The organism is Paraburkholderia sp. (genome assembly GCF_024281035.1).
Classification (GTDB): domain Bacteria; phylum Pseudomonadota; class Gammaproteobacteria; order Burkholderiales; family Burkholderiaceae; genus Paraburkholderia.
This window is the reverse complement of record NZ_JAMXLH010000045.1, coordinates 20,285-45,426: the sequence shown is the minus strand read 5'-3', so window position 1 is coordinate 45,426 and position 25,142 is coordinate 20,285. Positions and strand designations below refer to the sequence as shown.

Below are 25,142 nucleotides of genomic sequence, written 5' to 3'. Positions count from 1 at the left end.
GAATGGAGGACGATATGCACAAGAATGCAGGACTGCTTTCCGAATCTGGAAAGCAGTCTGGAAATGAGTTGCTTTGGGATGACGCCAGAGTGTTCTTGGCCATCGCTCGCGTCGGCACGCTCAGTGGGGCAGCGAAAATGCTGGGACTGGGCCTCGCGACCGCATCTCGCCGTCTGGAGCGGCTTGAAGCGGCGCTAGGTGTTGCACTGTTTACGCGCAATCAGGGCGGCCACAGCCTGACTGACGACGGTGCGGCGCTCGTTGCACGGGCCGAGGCGCTTGAACTGGCGGGACACGCCTTTGGCGCGGCCGGGCAGGGCCGCACAGAACAGGTGGCAGGTCATGTCAGGTTGGCCACTGCACAGGGAGTGGCCGATCATCTCATCATCCCCGCGTTACCGGAGCTTCTGGAATCCAATCCTGCGCTGACCGTAGAAATTGTCACGGGCGTCACCACGGTCAACCTGCACCGAAGAGACGCGGATCTTGCGATCCGCATGGTCAGGCCGGAACGGGGAAACGTGAGCATCCGCCGGCTCGGCGTGCTTGGCTTTGGCTTATACGCCTCGCTTGACTACTTAAGCCGACACCCGGTTTCAGAGCGGACGACGTCGCTGGAAGCCGAAGACTTCATCGGTTGGTCGGAAGGACAGCAGCATCTACCCGCCGCGCAATGGCTGGAGCGCACTTTGCGCGGGAGACCATGCCGCTTGATTGCCACCACGCTCTCCGCGCAACTCGCCGCGGTGCGTGCCGGACTGGGCATGGCGGTACTGCCGCATTTCCTCGCGCGAATTCAGGGACTGACGTGCGTACGCAATGACATCGGCTGCGATCAGCCTATCTGGCTCGCTGTCCACGCCGACCTGGCGCATTCTCGACGCGTGCGCCTCCTGGCCGACTTTTTAAGCGATCTCGTATTGCGCCAGGCTACGCAGCTGCGATAGGTTGCGATGGATACGAAATCAGTGAGATCTCAATCTGGGTTTCTCAATTGCTGATTGGCCGATACCGGAATAAGAGCGTTAATGGTTTCGTCTCCTGCGGCTTAAAAGCTTCTCGGCGCTAGCCAGGCTTCCCGTGCGGAGTCAGTCTGATTGACAGCGGCGACAGAGAGCGTTGACCCATCGAGATGCATGACGATTTGGCGGAATATTTTATCTGTTTGAGTTGAAGGAGCCAGGTCTGTAAGTAGAGCTTCTATAAAAAATCGCCGAGTGGATTTTTCTCCATCTAGATTCGAATAATTTCACCAGATTTACTGTGAAATTCGGAAGGTGCACTCGCAAACGGACAGCCATTAAAATCCTTGGCCTTGTACCGCTGATCGTGCCAAACAGAAGCTCCTTCGGTCGCTCCTGAGGGGAGTTTTTTGCAATGGATCTGGACACTGACTCAAGCGCAGCTTCGGCGCGCTGCGCCGCACGGCATATTAAAAAGTCGACAAGATGAAGGCAGGATGAAGGAATGTAAAGGCAGTGCCGCATTTATTCATTAGTTAAGCTGATTTGCATAGCCCACTTTACACCTCGTAGCCTCTCTGTATGATGTGGAGCTGTCCCCTTCATGTCAGGCGGGACTGTTCGAAGATCCACCCCAAATCCCCAACACATTGCCCGTGGCCGGCAAGGCGAGGATTCGCCTTGAGGAATCGGCTCGAGCAGAATCTGAGAGGCGGTTATGAATAATGAGGTGATTGTCCTTGTTGGCGACAAGTTCGCCAATTTCGCGTCATTGCAGCAGGGCGTCAAGACGTATTCGATGCTTCAGCTAGTGGTTCAGTCGGACCAATTCCCCGAACATGGCATCGTGGTTGGGCAAGGGGTTGACTTGCATCGTCTCAGCGAAACGATTCGACTATCGGGTCAAGAAGGAGTTCGAGTCGAACCAGCGGAGGTTGTCGATTGCCACCACGACGAATCTCATCGTCGATTGGTTCATAAGCAGTACGGACATAATGTCCTGGTTACCCCTCCAGAGCGAATCGACGAGACTCGATTTGGCGCGAAGCTTCAGCTCCATGACGACTGCGCTGAGCTCGCCGATCACGTTACGGGGCAGCATATCCAGGGGATGGTGTTTGTCGAAGCCGCTCGCCAGTTGATGCTTTGCGTAACAGAAAAGTACGTTCTCGACGAGCATGCTCGACTGTCCTCGTATTTCGTGCTCAATGAGATGCGCACCACCTTTCTCGCATTCGCGTTTCCGATCGAAACGGACTGCATCTTCACGCTGACCGATTACAAGCGCAAGACCAATGGCCCGATCAAGGCATCTTGCGTGAGCGAGTTTTCGCAAGCAGGGCAGGTTGTTGCGCGCGTCGAAATTGACTTCGCCGCATATCCGAAGTCCCAGCTTTCGCGCAAGGAGCATGAATTGGCGACGGCCGCGCTGACTCGCTACCGCAATATGCAGGAGGTTGAGCGCAGCGCAGCGGAAGCGGCATGACCGCGTCATTGAGATCGCCAGTGCTCGCGTTCTTCGACGTCGACGAGACGCTTATCGACCAGAAGAGCATGTTTACGTTTATGCGCTTCTTTCTCCGTGAGCGTTATGGGCCAGTGGGTGGGCTTGTGTTCGCCTGGCGCATGGGGCTCATTCGGCGAATGTCCAGGCGCGGCAGTAGCAGAGAGGTAGTCAATCGTCGCTATTACAGCATGTACGAGGGCGTCCGATGGGATGCCCTCGCAGCGGCGGGCAGACGATGGTTCGCGGCACAGGAAGTGCAGCCGGGCTTTTACATCCAGTCAACAAGATCGGAGTTGGCGGTACTCAAGAAACGTGGCTATCAGATCGCACTTGTTTCCGGCTCTTTCCATCCTTGTCTCGCTCCGCTCGCCGAGCGCGTGGGTGCTGATTACGTTCTGTGTACCGAGCTTGAAGTGGTTCGCGGGCGTGTAACTGGAAGGCTCCTGGAGCAAACCATTGGCGACGGCAAAGCCAAGGTTGTGGAGAGACTGATGGCCATGCTCGGGAGTAACCGCAACCAGTGCATAGCATTTGGCGACCATATAAGCGATCGCGCGATGCTGGAGGCAGTCGGATCAGCTGTCGTTGTTGGAGGCAAGTGCGCCGAGCTTATCGAATTAGCCAGGCAGCGTAATTGGGCAATCAACACCGTTTAACGTCACAACCGTAGAGGAAAACAAGATGTCGGCAAGTCTGATATTGAGCAGCGAAATTATCGTTCACAAAGAGGCGGCCCAGGACGCGTGGGACCTCTGGAAAAACGGTGAAATCGCCGGTTTTCATCGAGAGGCATATCGCGGGGAATCTGAACCTCAGCGTTTTCTCGAACTGATCGCCTTGCCCACCGTTGAGTCTCTTTTTTCCGTGCTCGAAGGGCGGCAGGAATTCGTACGCAACATGCGAAATACCTTGGCATCGGACTGGCATCAGCAGGTGCTTACGCTCGTCAATGAAGTTAAACCCGGTGAGGCGCCGCTGCCGAGGGCGGGAAAGCTTCAACTGCGTTATATCGAAGTGCCGCTGAGTGTGCAGGACGAGTACCTTGCCTGGCGCGAATCGACCATCTTCGACGTAGTGCGAAATGCGCCCCAGGTGTCCTCCTTCGCGGCCTACCACACGCTGCTCAGCATGCAGCCTGGAGTCATGTTCCTGTCCGCGTTCGAAGGGGACACCGTGAGTTATTCGAAGGACGTCTTTGAGACCGAACGGTATCAGGAAATTGTCAAGCAGGCTGGTAGCCGTTTTATCGCCGGCGGCGAAAATGGCCTGTACACGCGAGTCTTCGTGCGGGAGGAATCATGAACCAGCGCGCACATGTCGATCGGGCCAGTACAGGTGTTGTGACAAGCGTAACCGAACCGCTTGCTGTCACTACCCAGGGACCTCTCTATCCGCCCAGTGAAATTTGTGATTCGGAGGGGAATTTCGTCGTCGTGGGGGCCATCCCTCGCACGAAATCGGACGGGAAAGTGACCACGGAATGGGGCGCCGCAATCGTGAGTTCCGAGTCACCCATTCCGCCATTTGGTGAAATCGCTCCGTACACGATCCTTCGCATGCTGTCACTCGATAGTCTCGGCACTGACGCGGACTGCCTCCTGCACACGTTGCCGTTACCTTTGCCGTGCACCAACTACCAGATGTTGTTCGCACCGGAGCAATGCCCCGATGCTCACAACTTCGTCGCCCCGAGCAAACCATTGCACGATGCGGTGCCGGACTTTCGCGTTGAAGATGGGAGACAGCATCCGCATCCCATCACGCTGGGTCAGTGGGTTAAAGCTAGCGGACAGGTAACCGTCGACTTAGATACCGACGGCATTCATGCAACGTTCTGTATCGAGATGGACAGTCTTGTTCCGCGGAGCTTGTATACCGTCATGTCGTTGCGCGAATTTGATCTACGTAAATCCAATCCGACGCGCCCCGGTCCGCTAGGCATTCCCAACTGTTTCGTCACGGACGAGAGGGGGCATGCACGATATGTGGCGCGCATGCGCAATCCATTTCCGGCACCGGGCACGGGTAACCGCATCGTGAACATTGTCGTTCTGTTCATGAGCACCCAGGCGTCTTATGGAGGCGCAATTGGTCTTCACGGTCTGGGCGCGGACATCCACGCCCAGCTGAAGATTCCTCGCCTCGCATTTTCTGAACTCATTACGCGTGAGGAGTAGTGGGCGATGGTGCGCATGACGCTCCTGCCAGCTCATGCGCTCCGTGAAAAAGCAAAAAAAAGCCCGACTCACGTCGGGCTCCCAAATGTAACCGCATCCGTTGCCGGATGCGGTACCTGCAAGCTTCTCGCTTACGCTGCCAGCAGCGAGCGCAGCACGAACGGCAGAATACCGCCGTGCTTGTAGTAGTCGACTTCGATCGGCGTATCGATGCGCAGCAGCACCTGGATGCGTTGCTCCTTGCCATCCTTGTGGTGAATCACGAGCGTCAGGTCCTGTTGCGGCTTGAAGTCGTGGGTCAGTCCTTCGACATCGAACGTTTCCTCGCCGGTCAGGCCGAGCGACTGCACGCTGTCCGAACCCTTGAACTGCAGCGGCAGAACACCCATGCCGACGAGGTTCGAGCGGTGGATACGCTCGAAGCTGCGTGCAACCACGGCCTTCACGCCCAGCAACTGCGTGCCCTTGGCTGCCCAGTCGCGCGACGAACCCGTGCCGTACTCTTCGCCTGCGAACACCATGGTCGGCGTGTCGGCGTCGATGTACTTCATCGCGGCGTCGTAAATCGACATCTGTTCGCCGCTCGGCTGATGGATCGTCAGGCCGCCTTCAACGCGCGTGCCGTCCGCTTTCGCCGGAATCATCAGGTTCTTGATCCGCACGTTCGCGAAGGTGCCGCGCATCATCACGTCGTGGTTGCCGCGGCGCGAGCCGTAGCTGTTGAAGTCGGACTTCTGCACGCCGTTGGCCTTGAGCCACTTGCCGGCGGGCGAGTCTTCCTTGATCGAGCCGGCCGGGCTGATGTGGTCGGTCGTGACCGAGTCGCCGAAGATGCCGAGCGCGCGCGCGCCCTTGACTTCAGCCACCGCCGACGACGGCGTCATCGAGAATTCCTTGCCGAAGAACGGCGGCTCGGCGATGTAGGTCGACTTCGGCCAGTCGTAGACCTGGCCTTCTTCGCCCTCGATCTTGCTCCACAGGTCGCCCTTCTTCGTGAGCTGGCTGTAGTTCTTCTGGAAGGCGTCGGCGTCGAGCGCGAACTTGAGCAGCGCGTTGATTTCGTCGCTGGTCGGCCAGATGTCCCCGAGGTAGATGTCGCGGCCGTTCTTGCCCTTGCCGACCGGCTCGGTCATCAGGTCGCGCGTGATGTTGCCCGCGATCGCGTAAGCGACGACCAGCGGCGGCGAGGCGAGGAAGTTCGCACGGATGTTCGGGTGGATGCGCGCTTCGAAGTTGCGGTTGCCCGAGAGCACCGCCGCCGCGACGACATCGTTCTTCGTGATGGCGTCGTTCAGTCCCGGCGTCAGGTCGCCCGCGTTGCCGATACAGGTCGTGCAGCCATACGCCGCGAGTTCGAAGCCGAGCTTCGAGAGGTACGGCAAGAGGCCCGTCTTCGTCAGGTATTCGGTGACGATGCGCGACCCCGGGGCGAGCGAGGTCTTGATGTGCGGCGCGACCGTGAGGCCCGCTTCCACCGCCTTCTTCGCCAGCAGGCCGGCAGCCAGCAGGACGCTCGGGTTCGAGGTGTTCGTGCACGACGTGATCGCGGCGATCAGCACGTCGCCGTTGTGCAGCTTGACGTCGTCGGAGGTCGTGTACTCGGCCTTGAGGTCGGCGGCCTTCTTGGCAAAGCCGTTTTCCGCGACCGGCTTCGAGAACAGGTCGGTGAAGGTCGACTTCACGTTGCCGATTTCGATGCGGTCCTGCGGGCGCTTCGGACCGGCCAGCGACGGCGTGACCGTCGCAAGGTCGAGCGTGACCGTCTTCGTGTAGTCGATCTCGCCGGCCTTCGGAATGCCGAAGAGTTCCTGCGCCTTGAAGTAGTTTTCAAAGGCCGAGATTTCCGCTTGCGTGCGGCCCGTGCCGCGGAAGTAATCGATCGTCTTTTCGTCGACCGGGAAGAAGCCCATCGTCGCGCCGTATTCCGGCGCCATGTTGCCGATCGTCGCGCGGTCCGGCAGCGACAGCGAAGACGTGCCTTCGCCGAAGTATTCGACGAACTTGCCGACCACCTTCTCCTTGCGCAGCATTTCGGTGAGGGTCAGCACGAGGTCGGTTGCCGTGCAGCCTTCGCGCAGCTTGCCCTTCAGCTCGACGCCGACGACATCCGGCGTGAGGAAGTACACCGGCTGGCCGAGCATGCCGGCTTCCGCTTCGATGCCGCCCACGCCCCAGCCCACGACGCCGATACCGTTGATCATCGTCGTGTGGCTGTCCGTGCCGACGAGCGTATCCGGGTAGTAGACGGTGTCAGTGCCTTCCGTCTTCTTGTGCACGCCGCGTGCGAGGTATTCCAGGTTGACCTGGTGCACGATGCCGATGCCCGGCGGCACGACCTTGAACGTGTCGAATGCCTGCATGCCCCACTTCATGAATTGGTAGCGCTCGTTGTTGCGCTCGAATTCCAGCTTCATGTTCAGGTCGAGCGCATCCTTCTGGCGGAAGTAGTCGACCTGGACCGAGTGGTCGACGACGAGATCGACCGGCACGAGCGGCTCGATGACCTTCGGGTTCTTGCCGACCTGCCTCGCGACGCCGCGCATCGCGGCGATGTCGGCGAGCAGCGGCACGCCCGTGAAGTCCTGCAGCACGACGCGCGACACGACAAACGGGATTTCATCGACGCGGGTGCCCGTGGGCTTCCAGTTGGCCAGCTGCTCGATGTGCTCTTCCGCGATCTTCTTGCCGTCGTAGTTACGCAGCACAGATTCGAGCACGACACGAATCGAGACCGGCAGGCGATCGATCTTCACGCCCAGCTGCTTGCCGAGTTGCGGCAGCGAGTAGAACTTGCCTTTGCCGGAACCGCTGTCGAATTCCTTCAGCGTTTTGTGGAGGTTGTGAGCCATGGTGTTTTCCTTCGTTTAATCGCGGAAATAACGCTTGATTACACGTTTGCTGCTGTAGCCTGAGGTTTATACCTGATAGTTGCTTGACTGCTCAGATCACATACAAGTCGACGTATTCGTTCACCGGCATGGCATCGAGCCGCGCCGGATCGAGCGAGACATCGAGAATCGCCTGCTGCTGCTTCGCGGGGAAGCGGCGTGCGAGGTTGGTCCGGAACTTCTCGATCAGGAGCGGGATGCCTTCGTCGCGGCGCCGCCGGTGACCGATCGGGTACTCCACCACGACTTCGTCGAGCGTCGTGCCGTCGTTCAGTTCGACGGTCAGCGCGTTGGCGATCGAGCGCTTGCCGGGGTCGTGGTAATCCTTCGTGAACTGCGGGTCTTCGACACAGACCGTCTTCGCGCGCAACGCGTCGATGCGCGGGTCGCACGCGATGTCGTCCTCGTAGTCGGCCGCCGTGAGGCGCCCGAACAGGAGCGGAACGGCGACCATGTACTGAATGCAGTGGTCGCGATCGGCGGGGTTCGCGAGCGGGCCGGTCTTGTCGATGATGCGGATCGCCGCTTCGTGGGTGCGAATCGTGATCCGCTTGATGTCCGCGGTCGTCCTGCCTTGCTGCGCGAGCACGCCGTGCAGCTTCATCGCGGCTTCGGCTGCCGTTTGCGCGTGGAATTCGGCGGGAAACGAAATCTTGAACAGCACGTTTTCCATTACGTATGTGGAATACGGACGCTGAAATCCGAACGGCTGGCCTTTGAACGAGACGTCGTAGAAGCCCCAGGTCTTCGCCGTGAGCGCCGACGGATAGCCCATCTCGCCCGTCTTCGCGATCAGCGCGAGACGCACGGCGCGCGAGGTCGCGTCGCCGGCGGCCCACGATTTGCGCGAGCCGGTGTTGGGTGCGTGCCGGTAGGTGCGCAGCGACTGGCCGTCCACCATCGCGAGCGAGACTGCGTTGATCAGCTCGTCGCGCGTGAGGCCGATGAGCTGGCCGACCACCGCGGTCGAGGCGAGCTTCACGAGCAGCACGTGGTCGAGGCCGACCTTGTTGAACGAGTTTTCCAGCGCGAGGCAGCCCTGGATCTCGTGCGCTTTCACCATGCCGACGAGCACGTCCTTCATGGCGAGCGGCGCTTTGCCCGCCGCCACGGCGGTGCGCGAGAGCCAGTCGGCGGTCGCGAGAATGCCGCCCAGGTTGTCGGACGGGTGGCCCCACTCGGCGGCGAGCCAGGTGTCGTTGAAGTCGAGCCAGCGGATCATCGCGCCGAGGTTGAACGCGGCCTGAACCGGATCGAGCTGGAATGAGGTGCCCGGCACTTTTGCGCCCTGTGGGACGATCGTGCCGGGCACGACCGGTCCCAGCAGCTTGGTGCAGGCCGGGTAGGCGAGCGCCTCGAGTCCGCAGCCGAGCGTGTCGATCAGGCAATGACGCGCCGTGGCCAGCGCGAGGGCGCTGTCGACGGAATAGCTCAGGACATAGTCGACGATATCGACGAGGACCTGATCCGGCCCGGGCCGGACATTGGCGATCGATGCGGACATCGAGACGCTCCGTGAGGCGCAGGTGCGGCGCTTACTGACCGCTTGTGGCGCTGGCGGCTGCCGGAGCGCGGTTCGCCGGGTTCAGCGCGGCGGCCTGGGTCGGCGCCATGGCGCCTTGCTGCATTGCAACGGTCTTGCACTCGTCGGCGAGACGCGAGCTGTCGTGGTCCGAGAACAGCATGGCCTTCGTCGGGATCACGACGAGGTCGAGGCCCGTGGCGGAGTCGTGGAAGCGGTCAGCACCCGTCGTGGTGACCTGGCGCGGCAGGGCGTAGTTCTTGTTCGCCCAGTGGACGGTGACGACCTGGTCACGCGCCATGTCGCCCTTCATGTCGAATTGCATGCCTTCGGCGCAGCTCCAGTGCTCCGAGCCCGCCAGGATCGGGTCGACCTTGGCTTCTCTGGCCGGGTTGACCTTGCGCTTGATGATGCGGTGCTTCGGGGCCGGCTTCTTCGGCGTCGCGGTCTTCTTGGCGGTGGTCGTGGGTTGGGCGGCGACGTCGGTCGCGGCCAGCATCATCGTCGAGGACAGTGCGCCAACAACGGCGGCGATAAGCAGTTTCTTCATGGAGTCAAACCTTTATATCTAAGTCGGTTGATCAGTGCGCGGCCGGGTTTGCGGTCGCCATCTAGCACTACGCGCGCCCCGAAAGCGCGCAGCGGACACTATTTTCACCTATTTACGGATTCTGGCTTGTAATTATCGGTGACACGCGTTCGTTGCTCGTTGCACCGTGCCTGATCTCCTCGTTGCTGATGCGTTGTCCGATCTTCCACGCGCATTTCGGCGCACTTTTGCGCACTTTTGCGCGCATCGTCGAAGCGCTCAGGCGATTCACGTCGCGGCTCCCTGCTGCCACTCGCCCGGTGCGAAGAGCGGCGCGCACCCGGCGGGCACGCTGCGGCCCGTTGCGCGCGCGCGGCGCAGCACGGACCAGTAGTAGCGGTAGCTCGCACGATCGTGCAGGGTGTCGCCGTGGCGCGTCGGGCCCCACTGCGCGGCCTGGGCGGCCAGCAGGATTTCGGCCGCGAGCGTCACTTCCTCGTCGCGGGGCGCGAAAGCAGCCACGATAGTGGTCACCTGTGCCGGGTGAATGCTCCACATGCGCGTGTAGCCAAATTCATTGCGTGCGCGGGCCGCGTCGGTGGCGACCACGCTCATGTCGCGCACCTCGGTGCTTACGTTGTGCGAGGGCACCTTGCCGAAGGCGTGGCAGGCCGCGGCGATCTCGAGCTTCGCGCGGCGCACGAGCGGGTGGTCGAACTGGCCCGGCGAGCGCATCGCCGAATCGGGAATCGCGCCGTCGTGAGCCGAAACGAAGTCCATGAGGCCGAAGCTGAGCGCCTCGACGCCGCGCAGCGCCGCGAGATCGAATACGCGCGCGAGCGCGCCGTGCGTTTCGACCAGCAGCTGCGCCGGGATCGGCTTCGCGATGCCCAGTTCCACGCGCGTCGCCTCGATGAAGGCGATCATTTCGGCGGCGTCGCCTGCGGCGCGGATTTTCGGCAGCGTGATATAGGCCGGCGCGCGCTTTGCGGCGCGCAGGATCAGACGCACGTCGTCGCGCCAGTGCGGGTGATGGAAGTCGTGGATGCGGACCCCGACGCGCCCGAAGCGGTCGTGCTCGCTGCCGATCAGCGAGGCGACGAGTTCGGCATGCTCGGCCTCGCGGCCCACCTGGGCGCCGTCCTCGCAATCGAGCGTGATGTCGAACACCGGCCCGAGCTGCTGCTGGAGCGCGAGCGATTTGAGCATCAGCTTTTCGCTGCCGGCGTAGTGATCGCAGGCTGGCAGGAGAGTGGGCGGCGCTTCGCCGTCAAAGAGCACTTCGGCGGGAGTCAGGGCGCGCATCGTCGGCGTCAGGTGTCGAGTGGGGAGGTGAAGCCTGATTCGGATGCGCCCTGAGTGAGAGCACGGCGCGAGAGCCCTGAACGAGAGCACTGCGCACGCGGCAAGGCGCGTCCGGATCAGGTGCGGCGCGAGGCGGGATGTCCTGCCATGCGCGCGCACATTTTTTTGCGCGCCGTCAGTAGTCGATTCACTAACGTTGGCCAACTGGTTGACCTGCTGCGCGGCGCGCAAAAAAACCGGAACCCGTTGGAACAACGGAGTCCCGGTTTGCCTGCGCCGGGTTTAGCCGAGCAGGTGCGAGACGCCGTCGCGCTCTTCGAGCAGCTCGTTGAGCGTGCCGTCCATCTTTTCGCGCGAGAACGCGTCGATTTCAAGGCCTTCGATGCGCTTGTATTCGCCGTTTTCGCAGGTCACCGGCACGCCGTAGACGATGTCTTCGGGGATGCCGTACGAGCCGTCCGACGGAATGCCCATCGTGACCCACTTGCCGTTCGTGCCGAGGACCCAGTCGCGGACGTGGTCGATGGCGGCGTTGGCAGCCGACGCTGCCGACGACAGGCCGCGCGCTTCGATGATCGCTGCGCCGCGCTTGCCGACGGTCGGGATGAACGTGTTGCGGTTCCATTCGTCGTCGTTGATCAGCTTGGTCAGCGACTGGCCTTCGACGGTGGCGAAACGGAAATCGGGGTACATCGTCGGCGAGTGGTTGCCCCACACGGCGAGCTTCTCGATCGATGCGACCGGCTTGCCCGACTTGGCGGCCAGTTGCGACAGCGCGCGGTTGTGGTCGAGGCGCAGCATGGCCGTGAAGTTCTTCTTCGGCAGATCCGGAGCCGACTTCATGGCGATGTAAGCGTTCGTGTTGGCCGGGTTGCCGACGACCAGCACCTTCACGTCGCGGCTGGCGACGTCGTTCAGCGCCTTGCCCTGAACCGTGAAGATTTCGGCGTTGGCCGAGAGCAGGTCCTTACGCTCCATGCCCTTCGAGCGCGGACGGGCACCCACGAGCAGGGCGACGTCGGCGTCCTTGAACGCAACCTTGGGGTCGTCGGAGACCACGACGCCCGCGAGCAGCGGGAATGCGCAGTCTTCCAGTTCCATCACGACGCCCTTGACGGCGGCTTGCGCCTGGGGCAGGTCGAGCAGTTGCAGGATGACGGGCTGATCCTTGCCGAGCAGGTCGCCGTTCGCGATGCGGAACAGCAGGGAGTAACCGATCTGACCTGCGGCGCCGGTGACGGCAACGCGCTTTGCGGGCTTAGCCATTGAAAATCTCCAGGAAGATGCGTTATACGCCAACGTAAAACGCTAGTTTATATGCGCGTTACGCAAAGCGTTCGTGAAACGGGCTGACGGACTGCCGGGCTGGCGTCTCGCGGCTTCTGCGGCCGGGCGGCGCGCCGCGGCAGGGCCGTCGGGCCGGTAACCTGTGCGACAAAGCGAGGATGGACGGGCACGCCCGGGACCTGGCGCTGGCCTCATCAAGTGTGCCGACTCCTGCAACAGCTCGCTTTGGCTGGTCCACGAAGGCGCGGCGCGAGAGGCGCTGGCGGGGCGGATCGAAACCTCGACTGCGGTGAGGGAACAGCATGATGCGAAGGCGGCCTGCAGCGCAGTGCGCGACCAGGTAGATGCTGCCGGCGAATCCCGCCGGCGAATCCCGTGAATCGCCCGCAAACCCTTGCTCGATCGGGAGTTTAGGAGTGGCATAGGGCAAAGTCAACTGCATCTTATGTCTTATATAAGATATATCTATTTTGCAGGGAAATCGCTGGACGCCGGGGACCGCTTTATGTTGAAATGCGCGCCATGAGTGCGAACCCGGCCAGCAACGCAACAACCCCCGCTCCTGAGAGCGGCGTGGGTGCGTCCGCGTCCGCTACTTCCGCTACACCCGCTGTGCCCGCTGCATCGCCGTCGCCCACGTTCAGTCCCCTCTATCAGCAGATCAAAGGGCTCATCACGCAGAGCCTCGAAGCCGGCGAATGGAAGCCCGGCGAGATCATCCCCAGCGAAATCGAACTGGCAGGCCGCTATAAGGTAAGCCAGGGAACGGTGCGCAAGGCGATCGACGAACTCGCGGCCGACAATCTGCTGGTGCGCCGCCAGGGCAAGGGCACGTTCGTCGCCACCCACAACGAGGACCGCGCCCAGTTTCGCTTCCTCCGGTTGCTGGCCGATGACGGCGCAGAACATCCTCACATCAGCAAGCTGCTCGACTGCCGGCGCCTGCGCGCGACGGCCGAGATCGCCCGCCAGCTCGATCTGAAGCCCGCCGATCCGGTCGTGCTGATCCGCCGCCTTCTGCAGTTCGACGGCGAAAGCACCGTGCTCGACGAAATCTGGCTGCCGGGCCTGGTGTTCCGGGGCCTCACGACGGAGCGTCTTGCCGAGTACAAAGGCCCGCTTTACGCCATGTTCGAGACGGAGTTCGGCACGCGCATGATACGCGCGACCGAAAAGATCCGCGCCGTGGCCGCCGAGCCTGCGGTAGCCGACCTGCTCAACGTTCCGTCCGGCTTCCCATTGCTTTCTGTCGAGCGCGTGTCCTATACCTATGGAGATCGGCCGGTTGAGGTGCGCCGCGGGTGGTATGTCACAACCGGGTACTACTATCAGAACGATTTGAGTTGAAACGGGCGGCTCCCGCCCGGCGCAATCATTGCGCGCGCAAGCAATAGACCGTTAGCACGGTTTTCGCTGCAGCGCGAAATGAAAAAGCGTTAAAATTTGCAAGTTGCATATTGGTGTTTTTACATAGTTGGGGGTCTAGCATGGCAGAAGCCGCAAAAAAACCGAGGCCGGTGATCCGGAACATCGGGCTTGGGCAGATATTGTTCGCGTACCGCCTGCCGCTCGCGGGTCGCGTATCCATCGGCCACCGTGTCAGTGGCGCGTTGATGTTTATCTTCCTGCCCTTCCTCTTGTATCTGTTTGACCAAAGTCTCACCTCGGAACTCAGCTTCGAGGTATTCAAGGGTTTCCTCTCCAGCATCATCATCAAGCTCGTCGTGCTCGTGCTCGGCTGGGCCTTCCTGTTTCACTTCTGCGCGGGCGTGCGCCATCTGTGCATGGACTTCAACCATGAACTGACTGGCAAGCAGCAGGGCAAGTCGACTTCTCTCGTTGTCGTGATCGTCTCCACGATTCTCACGATCGCCTTCGCGGCGAAACTCTTCGGAGCGTTCTAAAACATGTCTGCAAAAAACGGAATTGGCCCGAAGCGCCTTGTCGTAGGCGCTCACTACGGCCTGCGCGACTGGATGGTGCAACGCGGCACCGCGGTAATCATGGCCGTGTACACGGTCATTCTGCTTGCCTGGTTCTTCGGTGCGCAGGATTTTTCGTATGACGGCTGGGCGTCGATTTTCGCCACGCAGTGGATGAAGCTCGCGACGTTCGTCACGCTGCTCGCGCTGTTCTATCACGCGTGGGTTGGCATCCGTGACATCTGGATGGACTACGTCCACCACGTCGGCGTGCGCGTCGCGCTGTACGTGCTGTCGATCGTCTGGCTGGTCGCGAGCCTCGGCTACGCCGCGCAGATTCTCTGGAGAGTGTAAAGAATGGCTGCAATCAAGAATTCTCTGCCGCGTCGCAAGTTCGACGTGGTCATCGTCGGCGCCGGCGGCTCGGGGATGCGCGCGTCGCTGCAACTCGCACGCGCGGGCCTGTCGGTCTGCGTGCTCTCGAAGGTGTTCCCGACGCGTTCGCACACCGTTGCTGCACAGGGCGGCATCGGCGCTTCGCTCGGCAACATGAGCGAAGACAACTGGCACTTCCACTTCTACGACACGATCAAGGGTTCCGACTGGCTCGGCGACCAGGACGCGATCGAGTTCATGTGCCGCGAAGCGGGCAACGCCGTGTACGAGCTGGAACACTTCGGCATGCCGTTCGACCGCAACGCCGACGGCACGATCTACCAGCGCCCGTTCGGCGGCCATACGGCCAACTACGGCGAGAAGCCGGTTCAGCGCGCCTGTGCTGCTGCTGACCGTACCGGCCACGCGCTGCTGCACACGCTGTACCAGCAGAACGTCGCGGCGAAGACGCAGTTCTTCGTCGAATGGATGGCGCTCGACCTGATCCGCGACGCGGAAGGCGACGTGCTCGGCGTGACCGCGCTGGAAATGGAAACCGGCGACGTCTACATCCTCGAAGGCAAGACCACGCTGTTCGCCACGGGCGGCGCGGGCCGGATTTTCGCGGCGTCGACGAACGCGTTCATCAATACCGGCGACGGCCTCGGCATGGCGGCGCGTGCGGGCATCCCGCTGCAGGACATGGAGTTCTGGCAGTTCCACCCGACCGGCGTGGCCGGCGCGGGCGTGCTGATTACCGAAGGCGTGCGCGGCGAAGGCGGCATTCTGCGCAACTCGAACGGCGAGCGCTTCATGGAGCGCTACGCACCGACGCTGAAGGATCTGGCGCCGCGTGACTTCGTTTCGCGTTCGATGGACCAGGAAATCAAGGAAGGCCGCGGCGTGGGCGCGCACAAGGATCACGTGCTGCTCGACCTGTCGCACATCGGCGCCGAGACGATCATGAAGCGTCTGCCGTCGATCCGCGAAATCGCGCTGAAGTTCGCGAACGTGGACTGCATCAAGGAACCGATTCCGGTCGTTCCGACCATCCACTACCAGATGGGCGGCATTCCGACCAACATCCACGGCCAGGTCGTGGGTACGAAGAAGGGCCACGAAGATCCGGTCAACGGCTTCTACGCGGTCGGCGAATGCTCGTGCGTCTCGGTGCACGGCGCGAACCGCCTCGGCACGAACTCGCTGCTCGACCTCGTCGTGTTCGGCCGCGCGGCCGGCAACCACATCGTCAAGCACGTGAAGGAAATCCGCGAGCACAAGCCGCTGCCGGCCGATGCAGCCGATTTCTCGCTCTCGCGTCTTGCGGCGCTCGACAGCTCGACTTCGGGCGAATACGCGCAAAGCGTGGCGAACGAAATCCGCGGCACGATGCAAAAGCATGCAGGCGTGTTCCGCACGTCGAAGATCCTGGCGGAAGGTGTACAAGAAATCAGGAAGGTGTCCGAGCGCGTCAAGCACATCCATCTGAAGGACAAGTCGAAGGTGTTCAACACCGCGCGCGTCGAAGCGCTCGAAGTGGCCAACATGGTGGAAGTGGCCAACGCGACGATGGTATCGGCGGACGCGCGCAAGGAAAGCCGCGGCGCACACGCACTAAGCGACCACGAACACCGCGACGACGAAAACTGGCTGCGCCACACGCTCTGGTTCAGCGGCGACAACCGGCTCGAATACAAGCCGGTTCATATGCAACCGCTGACCGTCGAGTCTGTGCCGCCGAAGGCGCGTACGTTCTAAGCCAAAGCCAGTCAAAAGGAATCGGAAATGGCCAAACGAATTTTTGAAGTCTACCGCTACGATCCGGACAAGGACGCGGCGCCGCGCATGCAGACGTACGAGCTGGAAATCACGCACGAGCGCATGCTGCTGGACGCCCTTGTCAAGCTGAAGGAAGTCGATGAGACGCTGTCGTACCGCCGTTCGTGCCGTGAAGGCGTGTGCGGCTCGGACGCGATGAACATCAACGGCAAGAACGGCCTCGCGTGCCTGACGAACCTGAACGACCTGCCGCAGAAGATCGTGCTGCGCCCGCTGCCGGGCCTGCCCGTGGTCCGCGACCTGTTCGTGGACATGACGCACTTCTTCAACCAGTACCACTCGATCAAGCCGTACCTGATCAACGACACGCCGCCGCCCGAGAAGGAGCGTCTGCAGACGCCCGAACAGCGCGACGAACTCGACGGCCTGTACGAGTGTATTCTGTGTGCAAGCTGCTCGACGTCGTGCCCGAGTTTCTGGTGGAACCCGGACAAGTTCGTGGGCCCCGCAGGTCTTCTGCAGGCTTACCGCTTCCTCGCCGACAGCCGCGACCAGGCGACCGGCGAGCGTCTGGACAATCTTGAAGATCCGTACCGTCTGTTCCGTTGCCATACGATCATGAACTGCGTCGACGTCTGCCCGAAGGGCCTGAACCCGTCGAAGGCGATCGGCAAGATCAAGGAACTGATGGTCCGCCGGGCGGTTTGACGCGGCATTCTGGAAATGGAAACGCACCAATCCGATCCCCTTCGCCGCGCGCGCCTTCGCTGGCGCTCGCGGCGCGGTTTGCTCGAAAACGATCTGATTTTCGAGCGTTTTTTTGAACGCTACGAACAAGACCTCAGCGATGCAGATGTGGGTGCGCTCACTCGCCTGCTCGAGCTGAGCGATAACGACCTGATGGACTTGCTTCTCGCACGCAAGGAACCTGAGGGCAATCTTGCCGACGCGGACGTGAAGCGCGTGCTGGACCTGCTTCGCAACGTCTGATTCGCAGTGGTGTTCGCACTGGCGCCCGTAGTGGCGCCAGCCTGCGCCGCGCCCGACGTGCAAATTATCGAATCCCGAATTAATCTTCGATTGAGGATGTGCTATGACTCCGTCTGATGTAAAAGCCACGCTGTCGTTCAGCGACAATTCGCCGAGCGTCGAAATGCCGATCTACAAGGGCTCGATGGGCCCGGATGTGATCGATATCCGCAAACTGTACGGTCAGACCGGCAAATTCACGTATGACCCGGGCTTTATGTCGACGGCAGCGTGCAATTCGGCGATCACGTACATCGACGGGGACAAGGGCGAACTGCTGTATCGCGGCTACCCGATCGACAACCTCGCGCAAAACGCAGACTTCCTCGAGTCCTGCTACCTGCTGCTGAAGGGCGAACTGCCGAACCAGGCGCAGAAGGCCGAGTTCGTGAAGACCGTCACGAACCATACGATGGTTCACGAGCAGATGCAGTTCTTCTTCCGTGGCTTCCGCCGCGACGCGCACCCGATGGCGATCCTGGTCGCTGCAGTCGGCGCGCTGTCCGCGTTCTACCACGACTCGCTCGACATCAATAACCCGCGTCACCGCGAAGTCTCGGCCATCCGCATGATCGCGAAGCTGCCGACGCTCGTCGCGATGGCGTACAAGTACAGCATCGGCCAGCCGTTCGTCTATCCGCGTAACGACCTGTCGTACAGCGCGAACTTCATGCGCATGATGTTCTCGAACCCGTGCGAAGAGTACAAGGTCAATGACGTGCTCGTGCGCGCGCTCGACCGCATCCTGATCCTGCACGCCGACCACGAGCAGAACGCGTCGACCTCGACGGTGCGTCTGGCCGGTTCGTCGGGCGCGAACCCGTTCGCGTGTATCGCCGCCGGTATCGCATGTCTGTGGGGCCCGGCGCACGGTGGTGCGAACGAAGCCGCGCTGACGATGCTCGAAGAGATCGGCTCGGTCGACAACATCCCCGACTTCATCAAGCAGGTCAAGGACAAGAACTCGGGCGTGAAGCTGATGGGCTTCGGTCACCGCGTGTACAAGAACTACGATCCGCGCGCGAAGCTGATGCGCGAAACGTGCCACGAAGTGCTCGAAGAACTGGGCCTGCACGACGATCCGCTGTTCAAGCTCGCGATGGCGCTCGAAAAGATCGCCCTCGAAGACGAATACTTCGTGTCGCGCAAGCTGTACCCGAACGTCGACTTCTACTCGGGCATCGTTCAGCGCGCGCTGGGCATCCCGACGTCGATGTTCACCTGCATCTTCGCGATGGCACGTACGGTGGGCTGGATTGCGCAGTGGAACGAGATGATCGCCGACCCCGAGCAAAAGATCGGCCGTCCGCGTCAGCTGTTCATCGGCAACACGCCGCGCGAAGCCAAGCCGATCGCACAGCGTTAAGCATATGCGTCGAGCGGCGCGCCCACCGCGGCGCGCCGTGCACGAGATGTTGCGCAAACACCCCGACGGGTTCGCCCGCCGGGGTGTTTTATTTGCGCGATGGTTTTAGTGCATCCGATGAGGTTTCCGGATTTGCGTCAGAATTGATAGTGCGCTGCGCACGCTGAAAGCTATACGCCGGATCGGCGACGCGCAGCGCTTAAGGATTGCATAAGCATCTGTCCCATAGAATGCCCCGCGAGTCTGCAGCGCGGCCCTAAAGCTCGCGGCAGTCGGATTTCGCGGGCAGCACGCTGCCTTCCCGCGATCCAGGTTCGCTTCCGGGAGCACACGTTGCATTGCCTTTTACCTCACGCGCCGCGCAATCGTGTCGGCGGCTCCACTGCTTCCCCAATCCGTGCCGCGCTGGCCGTCATGGCGTCTGCCACCACGCTGCTTTCCGGCTGCGCCGTCTATCACGCAAAACCCCTGCCTTCGAGCGACTCGCTGCTCACCCAGGCAGCACTCGCGCGCGTACGGATCGATCCTGCGAAGATGCCGCTGCCCGAGCTCGCCGCGCACCGCTTCGACCCATCCGATGGCTTCGACATGGAAGACGTCGCGATACTGGCGGTCGCGAACAATCCCGATCTCAGGCTCGCGCGCGACGATCTCGGCATCGCTCGGGCGCAGGCATTTTCGGCGGGACTGCTGCCCGATCCCCAGGTGAGCATATCGAGCGACTATCCTGGCGCGGCCGGATTTTCACGCGCGTTCAGCTATGGCCTGAGCATGGACGTCATGGCCATCGTCACGCGCAGCGCGAACAAAAAGTCCGCGGATGCAACGGTGAGCAAGACCGACCTCGGCCTGCTCTGGCAGGAATGGCAGGTGGTGGCGCAGGCGCGCCAGCTCTTCGTGAAGATGCGCTTCCAGGACGACGTGCTGCCTCTGCTCGCGCAGCAGGCCGAACTCGCGCAAACGCGCTACACGCGCACGGCGCACGCGGCGAGCGAGCACAACGTAACCGCCGACACCGCGACCGCCGCCCTCACGGCCTGGCAGGACGCGCGCAAGCAATACAGCGACATACAGCAGGCACGCGAGCAGACGCACCACGACCTGAACGCGCTGCTGGGTCTCGCGCCGGAAGTCGACCTGCCGCTCGTCGGCGCGGCCGCCGTCGAGCCGCTCGACGCGGCGACGCTGGACGCCGCCGTCGCAGCACTGCCGCAGCGCCGGCCTGACCTGATCGCGTTGCAGGCGGGCTATGAAGCGCAAGAGCAGAAGTACCGCGCGGCGATCCTCAATCAGTTTCCGAGCCTTTCGGTCGGCTTTACCCGTCAGCGCGACACATCGGAAATCTACACGAGCGGCTTCGCCATCAATCTCACGCTGCCGGTGTTCAACCGCAATCGCGGCAATATCGCCATCGAGCAGGCCACGCGCCAGCGTCTCGCCGACGAATACCAGGACCGCCTGAACACCGCTTACGCCGATATCGCGCATCTGCGCGCCGCTAACACACTCGCCGGGCAGCAGCTCGCACAGGACGAAGCAGCGCTGCCCGGGCTGAACGAAGCGGCTGCCCGCGCGCACGACGCCTACGCGGCGCACAACATCGTGCTCGGCCAATACGTCGATGCGCAAAGCGCCGCGCTCGCGCGTCAGGTGGACGCCGCCACGGCTCGCGAGGCGCTCGCCGAGCAGCGCATTTCGCTGCAAGCCCTGCTCGGCAGCGCGATCCCCGATCCGTACGCCGATGCACCCGCCGCGCACGGCAACTCCAACGGTCCGGCGCATGCCCCGGCAGACGCCGCCACGAACGCTCCTGCTACTCGCTGATGATGCCCATGCCAGAACGCTACTTTTCCCTGCGTGCCGCCGCGTATGCCCTGTGTGCCGCCGGTTCGATCGCTGCCGGCGCGGCGCTCCTGTGCACGCGCAGCGCGCACGCCGATGATGCCGCTGCCGCCGAACCTGCGGCCTCCGTTGCCGTGCAGGTCGTGCCGGTCATGCGCAAGCCCGTCTCGCAACGGGTCGTCGCTTACGGCGTGGTCGGCAGCACCGCCGGTAATGCGGTCACCGTTAGCCTGCCCTACGTGGCGCGTGTGATGCGCGTTCTGGTACAGCCGGGCCAGACGGTTGCACGCGGCACACCGCTTGTCGTGGTGCAGGGCGATCCCGGCACGGTGGTCGCCTTCGCCCAGGCGAAGAGCGCCGCCACGCTCGCACGCGGCGAGCTCTCGCGCACCGGGGCGCTCTTTCGCGATGGCCTGGCCACGCAATCGCAGCTCGACACCGCGCAGAAGGCGCTCGAAGACGCTCAGCAGGCGCTCGCCGCGCAGCAAGCGTCGGGCATCGCTGCGGGCGCAACGACCGTTACGGCGCCGGCCTCCGGCGTGGTCGCGCAGATGAGTGTCGCACCCGGCGACCAGGTGCAGGCCGGCACCTCGCTCGCGCAACTGGTCAGCATGAACGCTTCCGGCGCGCACGCGGCCAACGTCTCGCTCGGCGTGGAATCCGCCGATGCCGCGATGATCCACGCGGGCGACCGCGTCGTGCTGCATCCGCTGACTGCCGCCCAGGCGTCCGCGCAGGCGCAAGGTCAGGTCGCGATGGTGGGGGCGGCCGTCGATGCGCAGACCCAGCTCGTGAATGTCGGCGCCGCCGTGCCGCTCACGGGCGCGGCGTTCCTGCCGGGCATGCGCGTGCGCGCCGAGATCGACACGCAGACGGGCACCTGGTGGGAGGTGCCGCGCGCAGCCGTGCTGCAGGATGCCAGGGGCCAGTACGTGTACCAGTTGATGCCGGGTAACAAGGCGCACCGCGTGAACGTGACCGTGAAAGTCGAGCACGGCGGGACGTACGGCGTGGACGGCGCGCTCGACGCCACGCGCGGTCTGGTTGTGAGCGGCAACTACGAACTCGAAGACGGCATGGCCGTGCGCGTCGCACAAGGCGGCGCGCAATGAATTTCAGCGAATGGATGCAGCGCCACCGGCGCTCCCTGTTGTTCGTGATCGCGCTTGGCGCCATTGCAGGCGCGCTCACCGGCCTGCGTCTGCCGATCTCGCTCTTTCCGAACGTCGCGTTTCCGCGCGCGGTCGTCTCGCTCGATGCGGGCGACCGCCCCGCCGAACAGATGGCCACGCTCGTCACCGTGCCCGTCGAAGAAGCGCTGCGGCGCGTGCCGGGCGTGCGCGACGTGAAATCGACGACCAGCCGGGGCTCAGCGCAAATTTCGCTGAACTTCGATTGGGGCACCGACATGTCGCAGGCCACGTTGCAGGCGCAATCGGCGATTGCCGAGATCCTCGCGACGCTGCCGCCCGGCACGACCATGCAGGTGCGCCGCATGGACCCGACCGTGTTTCCCGTGCTCGCGTACAGCCTCACGTCGTCGCGGCTCTCGCTGTCGCAACTCCACGATCTCGCGCAGCTCCAGCTGCGCCCGCTGCTGTCGTCGGTTGAAGGCGTGGCGCGCGTCGAGGTCACGGGCGGCGCGCGCGACGAACTCGAAGTCGCCGTCGATCCGGCGCGCCTCGCGGCGTACAAGCTCTCGGTCGCCGATGTCTCGCGGGCGATCGGAGCGGGCAACGTGCTGATGGCCACCGGGCGCATCGAGGACCACGACAAGCTCTATCTCGTGGTGGCGAATTCCCCCGTGGACGGCCTCGATGCGCTGAAAAACGTGGTCGTCGCCACGCGCGGCACGAACCAGGCGAATCAGGTACGTCTCGGCGATATTGCAACGGTCGCGCAGGGCACCGTGCCGCAGTGGATTCGCGTGACGGCGGACGGCAAGGATGCCGTACTGATCAATGTCTTCCAGCAACCGGGCGCAAACAGCGTGGCGATGGCGCAGGCCATCCGCGCACGCCTTGCCGCCTTCGACAGGCAGATGCCGCCCGGCGTGCATCTCGCAAACTGGTACGACCAGAGCGAGCTCGTGATCGCCTCGGCCACGAGCGTGCGCGATGCCATCATGATCGGCCTGGTGCTCGCCGCGCTCACGCTCTTCGTATTCCTGCGCAACGTGAAGGTGATGCTGATCGCCGTCGCGCTCGTGCCTGTCGTCATGGCCGCGACCATTCTCATGCTCGACATCTTCGGCATGGGCTTCAACATCATGACGCTCGGCGGCATGGCTGCTGCCGTGGGTCTCGTGATTGACGACGCCATCGTCATGATCGAGCACATCGCGCGGCGCGTGCGCGAGGCCGGCGCTCACGCCTTCCATGGCCGGGTGATGAGTGCGGCGCTCGAATTCACGCGACCGCTTGCGGGCTCGTCGGCGGCCACGCTCATCATCTTCGTGCCGCTGGCGTTTCTCTCGGGCGTGACGGGCGCGTTCTTCAAGGCGCTCTCCATCACCATGGCGAGCGCGCTCTTCATCTCGTTTCTCGTGACGTGGCTGGCCATCCCCATTCTGTGCGACCACTGGCTCACCGCGAAAGACGCCGAAGAGCACAGCGAAACACGCTTCGCCGCGTGGCTGAATCACCGCTACGCCCAACTCGTCGCAACCGTGAGCGCACGGCCCGCCTGGGTGCTGGCGCTCGTCGTGCCGCTCACGCTCGTTGCGGCGCTCGCCTTCACGCGGGTGGGCAGCGGATTCATGCCGTCGATGGACGAAGGCGGCTTCGTGCTCGACTACCACACGAAGCCGGGCACTTCGATCACCGAGACCGATCGCCTCATGCAGCAGATCGAGGCGATCATCCGCGCCAATCCGAACGTGGCCACCTACTCGCGGCGCACGGGTGCGGGCCTGGGCGGCGACCTCAACGAACCCAACATGGGCGACTTCTTCGTGCGCCTGAAGCCGGGCAAGCGCGAACCCATCGACACCGTGATGGAGGAAATCCGCTCGCAGATCGAAACCCAGGTTCCCGGCGTGAGCATCGAGCTTGCGCAGTTGATGGAGGATCTCATCGGCGACCTCACGGATGTGCCGCAGCCCGTGCAGATCAAGATCTACTCCGACGACCAGAACGTTCTCGACGACACCGCGGAGCGCGTCGCCGCGCGCATCGGCAAGATTCCCGGCATTGTCGACGTCGATGACGGCATCAACCCGGCCGGCGACGCCATCGACCTGCACATCCGCGCCGATGCCGCGGCCGCCGAGGCCATGGACCCGCAGGCTATCGCGCAGCAGGTGAACGACCTGCTCGACGGCAACGTGGCCACGCAGTATCAGGACGGCCCGAAGAGTATCGGCGTGCGCGTGCGCGCACGGGGCGCGATGCACATGACCGATACCGCGCTCGGCCAGTTGCCGATACGCGCGCCGGACGGGCATATGTTCGCGCTGTCGCGTGTGGCCGAGCGCGTGACGGTGAGCGGCCAGCCCGAGATCAGCCGCGACAATCTCAAGCGCATGGTGGCGGTGACGGCGCGCATCGACGGGCGCGACCTCGGCTCGACCATCGCCGACGTGCAGCACGCGCTCGCCGATCAGCACCTGCTGCCAGCGGGCGTTTATTACGAGCTTGGCGGCCTCTATCAGCAACAGCAAATTGCCTTCAAGGGCCTCATTGCCGTGTTCGGCGCCGCGCTCGCACTGGTGTTCGGACTGCTGCTGTTCCTCTACGAGCGCTTTCGCGTGGCGCTGGCCGTCTTGGCCATGCCGCTGCTTGCGGCCGGCGCGGTGTTCATCGGCCTGTGGGTCACCGGCATCGAGCTGAATATCTCGGCGATGATGGGGATGACGATGATCGTCGGCATCGTGACGGAAGTCGCGATCTTCTACGTGTCGGAATTTCAGGGCCTCGTGCGCGACGAAGGGATGGGCGTTCACGAGGCGCTGCAGGCCGCGGGCCGCAACCGCCTGCGCCCCATTGCGATGACGACCATTGCCGCAATCCTCGCGCTCCTGCCGCTCGCGTTCGCACTGGGCCAGGGCGCCGCGATGCAGCAGCCGCTCGCGGTGGCCATCATCTCGGGCCTGATCGTGCAAATGCCGCTGGTGCTGGTGGTGCTGCCGGTGCTGCTGCGTCTGCTGCTGGGCGTGCGGCATGCGCTCCCCGCTGCACGGCGATAGGTCGAAACGGGCCGCGGATTCAACCGGAGGATGCAACAGACTCGCCGCTGCGTAAGCAGCGGCGGATCGGCGCGCGCCAAAATCCAGGATAGAGCCCACAACAAAACCCAGGACTCGTCCTAATGAGTTGGCGATATAACCAGGACAAGAACTAAAAACAGGCTTTGAGGCGCTTTTTCCAGTAGCGATTGGATACCATCGCTGAGTCTCCCGATCCCGATCCAGCCCGATCCAGGGTCATTCGGACCGGCTCCCGCATCCGCCGGGATATCGTCCGGTCCGCCGCATATTGCATCCCGATTCATTGTTCCAGCCGCGATTCCCGTTCGGGATCGTTCGGTTCCTATTGCGCATTCGCCGGACATCATCCGGCCCGCTGCACGTTGCACCCCGATGCATTGTTCTTGCTGTGATTCCCATCCGGAGCAGGCCATGCCGTCATCACGACGATCAAGCGGTGCAGTTG

General features: G+C 62.9%; 20 protein-coding genes. 15 read left to right on the top strand and 5 right to left on the bottom strand.

All coding sequences use genetic code 11. The features are described 5' to 3' along the window. The first annotated feature begins 14 nt into the window (after positions 1-14). The 5 genes from Q0L30_RS14360 (at position 15) to Q0L30_RS14340 (ending at position 4,646) form a co-directional block, all read left to right on the top strand. Positions 15-947: a LysR family transcriptional regulator gene (locus Q0L30_RS14360; RefSeq protein ID WP_296657399.1), complete on the top strand. Its 933-nt coding sequence runs from the start codon at positions 15-17 to the stop codon at positions 945-947. A 733-nt stretch (positions 948-1,680) separates the two neighbouring features. Beyond that, complete coding sequence (locus Q0L30_RS14355) at positions 1,681-2,448, top strand: AfsA-related hotdog domain-containing protein (protein WP_296657395.1); 768 nt, start codon at positions 1,681-1,683, stop codon at positions 2,446-2,448. Continuing rightward, positions 2,445-3,125, top strand: a complete 681-nt coding sequence (locus Q0L30_RS14350; protein ID WP_296657392.1) for an HAD family phosphatase — start codon at positions 2,445-2,447, stop codon at positions 3,123-3,125. The genes Q0L30_RS14355 and Q0L30_RS14350 overlap by 4 nt, the downstream gene beginning before the upstream one ends. Positions 3,126-3,150: 25 nt before the next feature. After that, entirely contained in the window at positions 3,151-3,771 is a 621-nt protein-coding gene (locus Q0L30_RS14345) for a hypothetical protein (protein WP_296657391.1), read from the top strand. Beyond that, on the top strand, positions 3,768-4,646 hold the full coding sequence (locus Q0L30_RS14340) for a hypothetical protein (RefSeq protein ID WP_296657388.1): 879 nt from the start codon (positions 3,768-3,770) through the stop codon (positions 4,644-4,646). The genes Q0L30_RS14345 and Q0L30_RS14340 overlap by 4 nt, the downstream gene beginning before the upstream one ends. A 131-nt stretch (positions 4,647-4,777) precedes the next feature. On the opposite strand, the gene acnA is transcribed toward Q0L30_RS14340, so the two are convergent. The 5 genes from acnA to Q0L30_RS14315 form a co-directional block, all read right to left on the bottom strand. Then, a complete protein-coding gene (gene acnA, locus Q0L30_RS14335; protein ID WP_296657386.1) occupies positions 4,778-7,495 on the bottom strand; it encodes an aconitate hydratase AcnA in 2,718 nt (905 codons plus the stop codon). 91 nt (positions 7,496-7,586) lie between these two features. Next, the gene (locus Q0L30_RS14330; protein WP_296657383.1) at positions 7,587-9,038 is read right to left on the bottom strand and encodes a bifunctional 2-methylcitrate dehydratase/aconitate hydratase; all 1,452 of its coding nucleotides are present in this window, start codon (positions 9,036-9,038) and stop codon (positions 7,587-7,589) included. A gap of 31 nt (positions 9,039-9,069) precedes the next feature. Next, positions 9,070-9,606: a hypothetical protein gene (locus tag Q0L30_RS14325; RefSeq protein WP_296657381.1), complete on the bottom strand. Its 537-nt coding sequence runs from the start codon at positions 9,604-9,606 to the stop codon at positions 9,070-9,072. 267 nt (positions 9,607-9,873) lie between these two features. Further along, positions 9,874-10,890, bottom strand: a complete 1,017-nt coding sequence (locus Q0L30_RS14320; protein WP_296657378.1) for an aldolase/citrate lyase family protein — start codon at positions 10,888-10,890, stop codon at positions 9,874-9,876. A gap of 282 nt (positions 10,891-11,172) precedes the next feature. Beyond that, the gene (locus tag Q0L30_RS14315) at positions 11,173-12,156 is read right to left on the bottom strand and encodes a malate dehydrogenase (protein WP_293041090.1); all 984 of its coding nucleotides are present in this window, start codon (positions 12,154-12,156) and stop codon (positions 11,173-11,175) included. A 543-nt stretch (positions 12,157-12,699) separates the two neighbouring features. Here Q0L30_RS14315 and Q0L30_RS14310 point away from each other — a divergent pair. From Q0L30_RS14310 to Q0L30_RS14265, 10 genes are all read left to right on the top strand, one after another. Beyond that, complete coding sequence (locus Q0L30_RS14310) at positions 12,700-13,524, top strand: GntR family transcriptional regulator (RefSeq protein WP_296657374.1); 825 nt, start codon at positions 12,700-12,702, stop codon at positions 13,522-13,524. A gap of 140 nt (positions 13,525-13,664) precedes the next feature. Continuing rightward, a complete protein-coding gene (gene sdhC, locus Q0L30_RS14305) occupies positions 13,665-14,081 on the top strand; it encodes a succinate dehydrogenase, cytochrome b556 subunit (protein WP_296657373.1) in 417 nt (138 codons plus the stop codon). Positions 14,082-14,084: 3 nt separating this feature from the next. Then, the gene (sdhD, locus tag Q0L30_RS14300; RefSeq protein WP_296657370.1) at positions 14,085-14,453 is read left to right on the top strand and encodes a succinate dehydrogenase, hydrophobic membrane anchor protein; all 369 of its coding nucleotides are present in this window, start codon (positions 14,085-14,087) and stop codon (positions 14,451-14,453) included. A 3-nt stretch (positions 14,454-14,456) separates the two neighbouring features. After that, positions 14,457-16,232, top strand: a complete 1,776-nt coding sequence (gene sdhA, locus Q0L30_RS14295; protein WP_296657369.1) for a succinate dehydrogenase flavoprotein subunit — start codon at positions 14,457-14,459, stop codon at positions 16,230-16,232. A 27-nt stretch (positions 16,233-16,259) separates the two neighbouring features. After that, positions 16,260-16,961 (top strand): succinate dehydrogenase iron-sulfur subunit, encoded by a 702-nt coding sequence (locus Q0L30_RS14290; protein ID WP_296657366.1) that lies wholly within the window; start codon positions 16,260-16,262, stop codon positions 16,959-16,961. Between the two features lie 9 nt (positions 16,962-16,970). Further along, on the top strand, positions 16,971-17,243 hold the full coding sequence (locus Q0L30_RS14285) for a succinate dehydrogenase assembly factor 2 (protein WP_293034636.1): 273 nt from the start codon (positions 16,971-16,973) through the stop codon (positions 17,241-17,243). 103 nt (positions 17,244-17,346) lie between these two features. Further along, a complete protein-coding gene (gltA, locus tag Q0L30_RS14280; protein WP_296657365.1) occupies positions 17,347-18,648 on the top strand; it encodes a citrate synthase in 1,302 nt (433 codons plus the stop codon). Between the two features lie 414 nt (positions 18,649-19,062). Continuing rightward, a complete protein-coding gene (locus Q0L30_RS14275; RefSeq protein WP_296657362.1) occupies positions 19,063-20,472 on the top strand; it encodes a TolC family protein in 1,410 nt (469 codons plus the stop codon). Positions 20,473-20,480: 8 nt separating this feature from the next. Continuing rightward, positions 20,481-21,602, top strand: coding sequence for an efflux RND transporter periplasmic adaptor subunit (locus Q0L30_RS14270; RefSeq protein WP_296657360.1), 1,122 nt, complete (start codon positions 20,481-20,483; stop codon positions 21,600-21,602). Then, positions 21,599-24,676 carry an efflux RND transporter permease subunit gene (locus Q0L30_RS14265; protein ID WP_296657357.1) on the top strand — a complete coding sequence of 1,026 codons (3,078 nt, stop codon included), beginning with the start codon at positions 21,599-21,601 and terminating at the stop codon, positions 24,674-24,676. The genes Q0L30_RS14270 and Q0L30_RS14265 overlap by 4 nt, the downstream gene beginning before the upstream one ends. The last annotated feature ends 466 nt before the right edge of the window (positions 24,677-25,142 follow it).

Coding starts and splice junctions, on each gene's coding strand:
- Q0L30_RS14360 (WP_296657399.1), top strand. CDS start 15: ATGCACAAGAATGCAGGACTGCTTTCCGAATCTGGAAAGCAGTCTGGA.
- Q0L30_RS14355 (WP_296657395.1), top strand. CDS start 1,681: ATGAATAATGAGGTGATTGTCCTTGTTGGCGACAAGTTCGCCAATTTC.
- Q0L30_RS14350 (WP_296657392.1), top strand. CDS start 2,445: ATGACCGCGTCATTGAGATCGCCAGTGCTCGCGTTCTTCGACGTCGAC.
- Q0L30_RS14345 (WP_296657391.1), top strand. CDS start 3,151: ATGTCGGCAAGTCTGATATTGAGCAGCGAAATTATCGTTCACAAAGAG.
- Q0L30_RS14340 (WP_296657388.1), top strand. CDS start 3,768: ATGAACCAGCGCGCACATGTCGATCGGGCCAGTACAGGTGTTGTGACA.
- acnA (WP_296657386.1), bottom strand. CDS start 7,495: ATGGCTCACAACCTCCACAAAACGCTGAAGGAATTCGACAGCGGTTCC.
- Q0L30_RS14330 (WP_296657383.1), bottom strand. CDS start 9,038: ATGTCCGCATCGATCGCCAATGTCCGGCCCGGGCCGGATCAGGTCCTC.
- Q0L30_RS14325 (WP_296657381.1), bottom strand. CDS start 9,606: ATGAAGAAACTGCTTATCGCCGCCGTTGTTGGCGCACTGTCCTCGACG.
- Q0L30_RS14320 (WP_296657378.1), bottom strand. CDS start 10,890: ATGCGCGCCCTGACTCCCGCCGAAGTGCTCTTTGACGGCGAAGCGCCG.
- Q0L30_RS14315 (WP_293041090.1), bottom strand. CDS start 12,156: ATGGCTAAGCCCGCAAAGCGCGTTGCCGTCACCGGCGCCGCAGGTCAG.
- Q0L30_RS14310 (WP_296657374.1), top strand. CDS start 12,700: ATGAGTGCGAACCCGGCCAGCAACGCAACAACCCCCGCTCCTGAGAGC.
- sdhC (WP_296657373.1), top strand. CDS start 13,665: ATGGCAGAAGCCGCAAAAAAACCGAGGCCGGTGATCCGGAACATCGGG.
- sdhD (WP_296657370.1), top strand. CDS start 14,085: ATGTCTGCAAAAAACGGAATTGGCCCGAAGCGCCTTGTCGTAGGCGCT.
- sdhA (WP_296657369.1), top strand. CDS start 14,457: ATGGCTGCAATCAAGAATTCTCTGCCGCGTCGCAAGTTCGACGTGGTC.
- Q0L30_RS14290 (WP_296657366.1), top strand. CDS start 16,260: ATGGCCAAACGAATTTTTGAAGTCTACCGCTACGATCCGGACAAGGAC.
- gltA (WP_296657365.1), top strand. CDS start 17,347: ATGACTCCGTCTGATGTAAAAGCCACGCTGTCGTTCAGCGACAATTCG.
- Q0L30_RS14275 (WP_296657362.1), top strand. CDS start 19,063: ATGGCGTCTGCCACCACGCTGCTTTCCGGCTGCGCCGTCTATCACGCA.
- Q0L30_RS14270 (WP_296657360.1), top strand. CDS start 20,481: ATGCCAGAACGCTACTTTTCCCTGCGTGCCGCCGCGTATGCCCTGTGT.
- Q0L30_RS14265 (WP_296657357.1), top strand. CDS start 21,599: ATGAATTTCAGCGAATGGATGCAGCGCCACCGGCGCTCCCTGTTGTTC.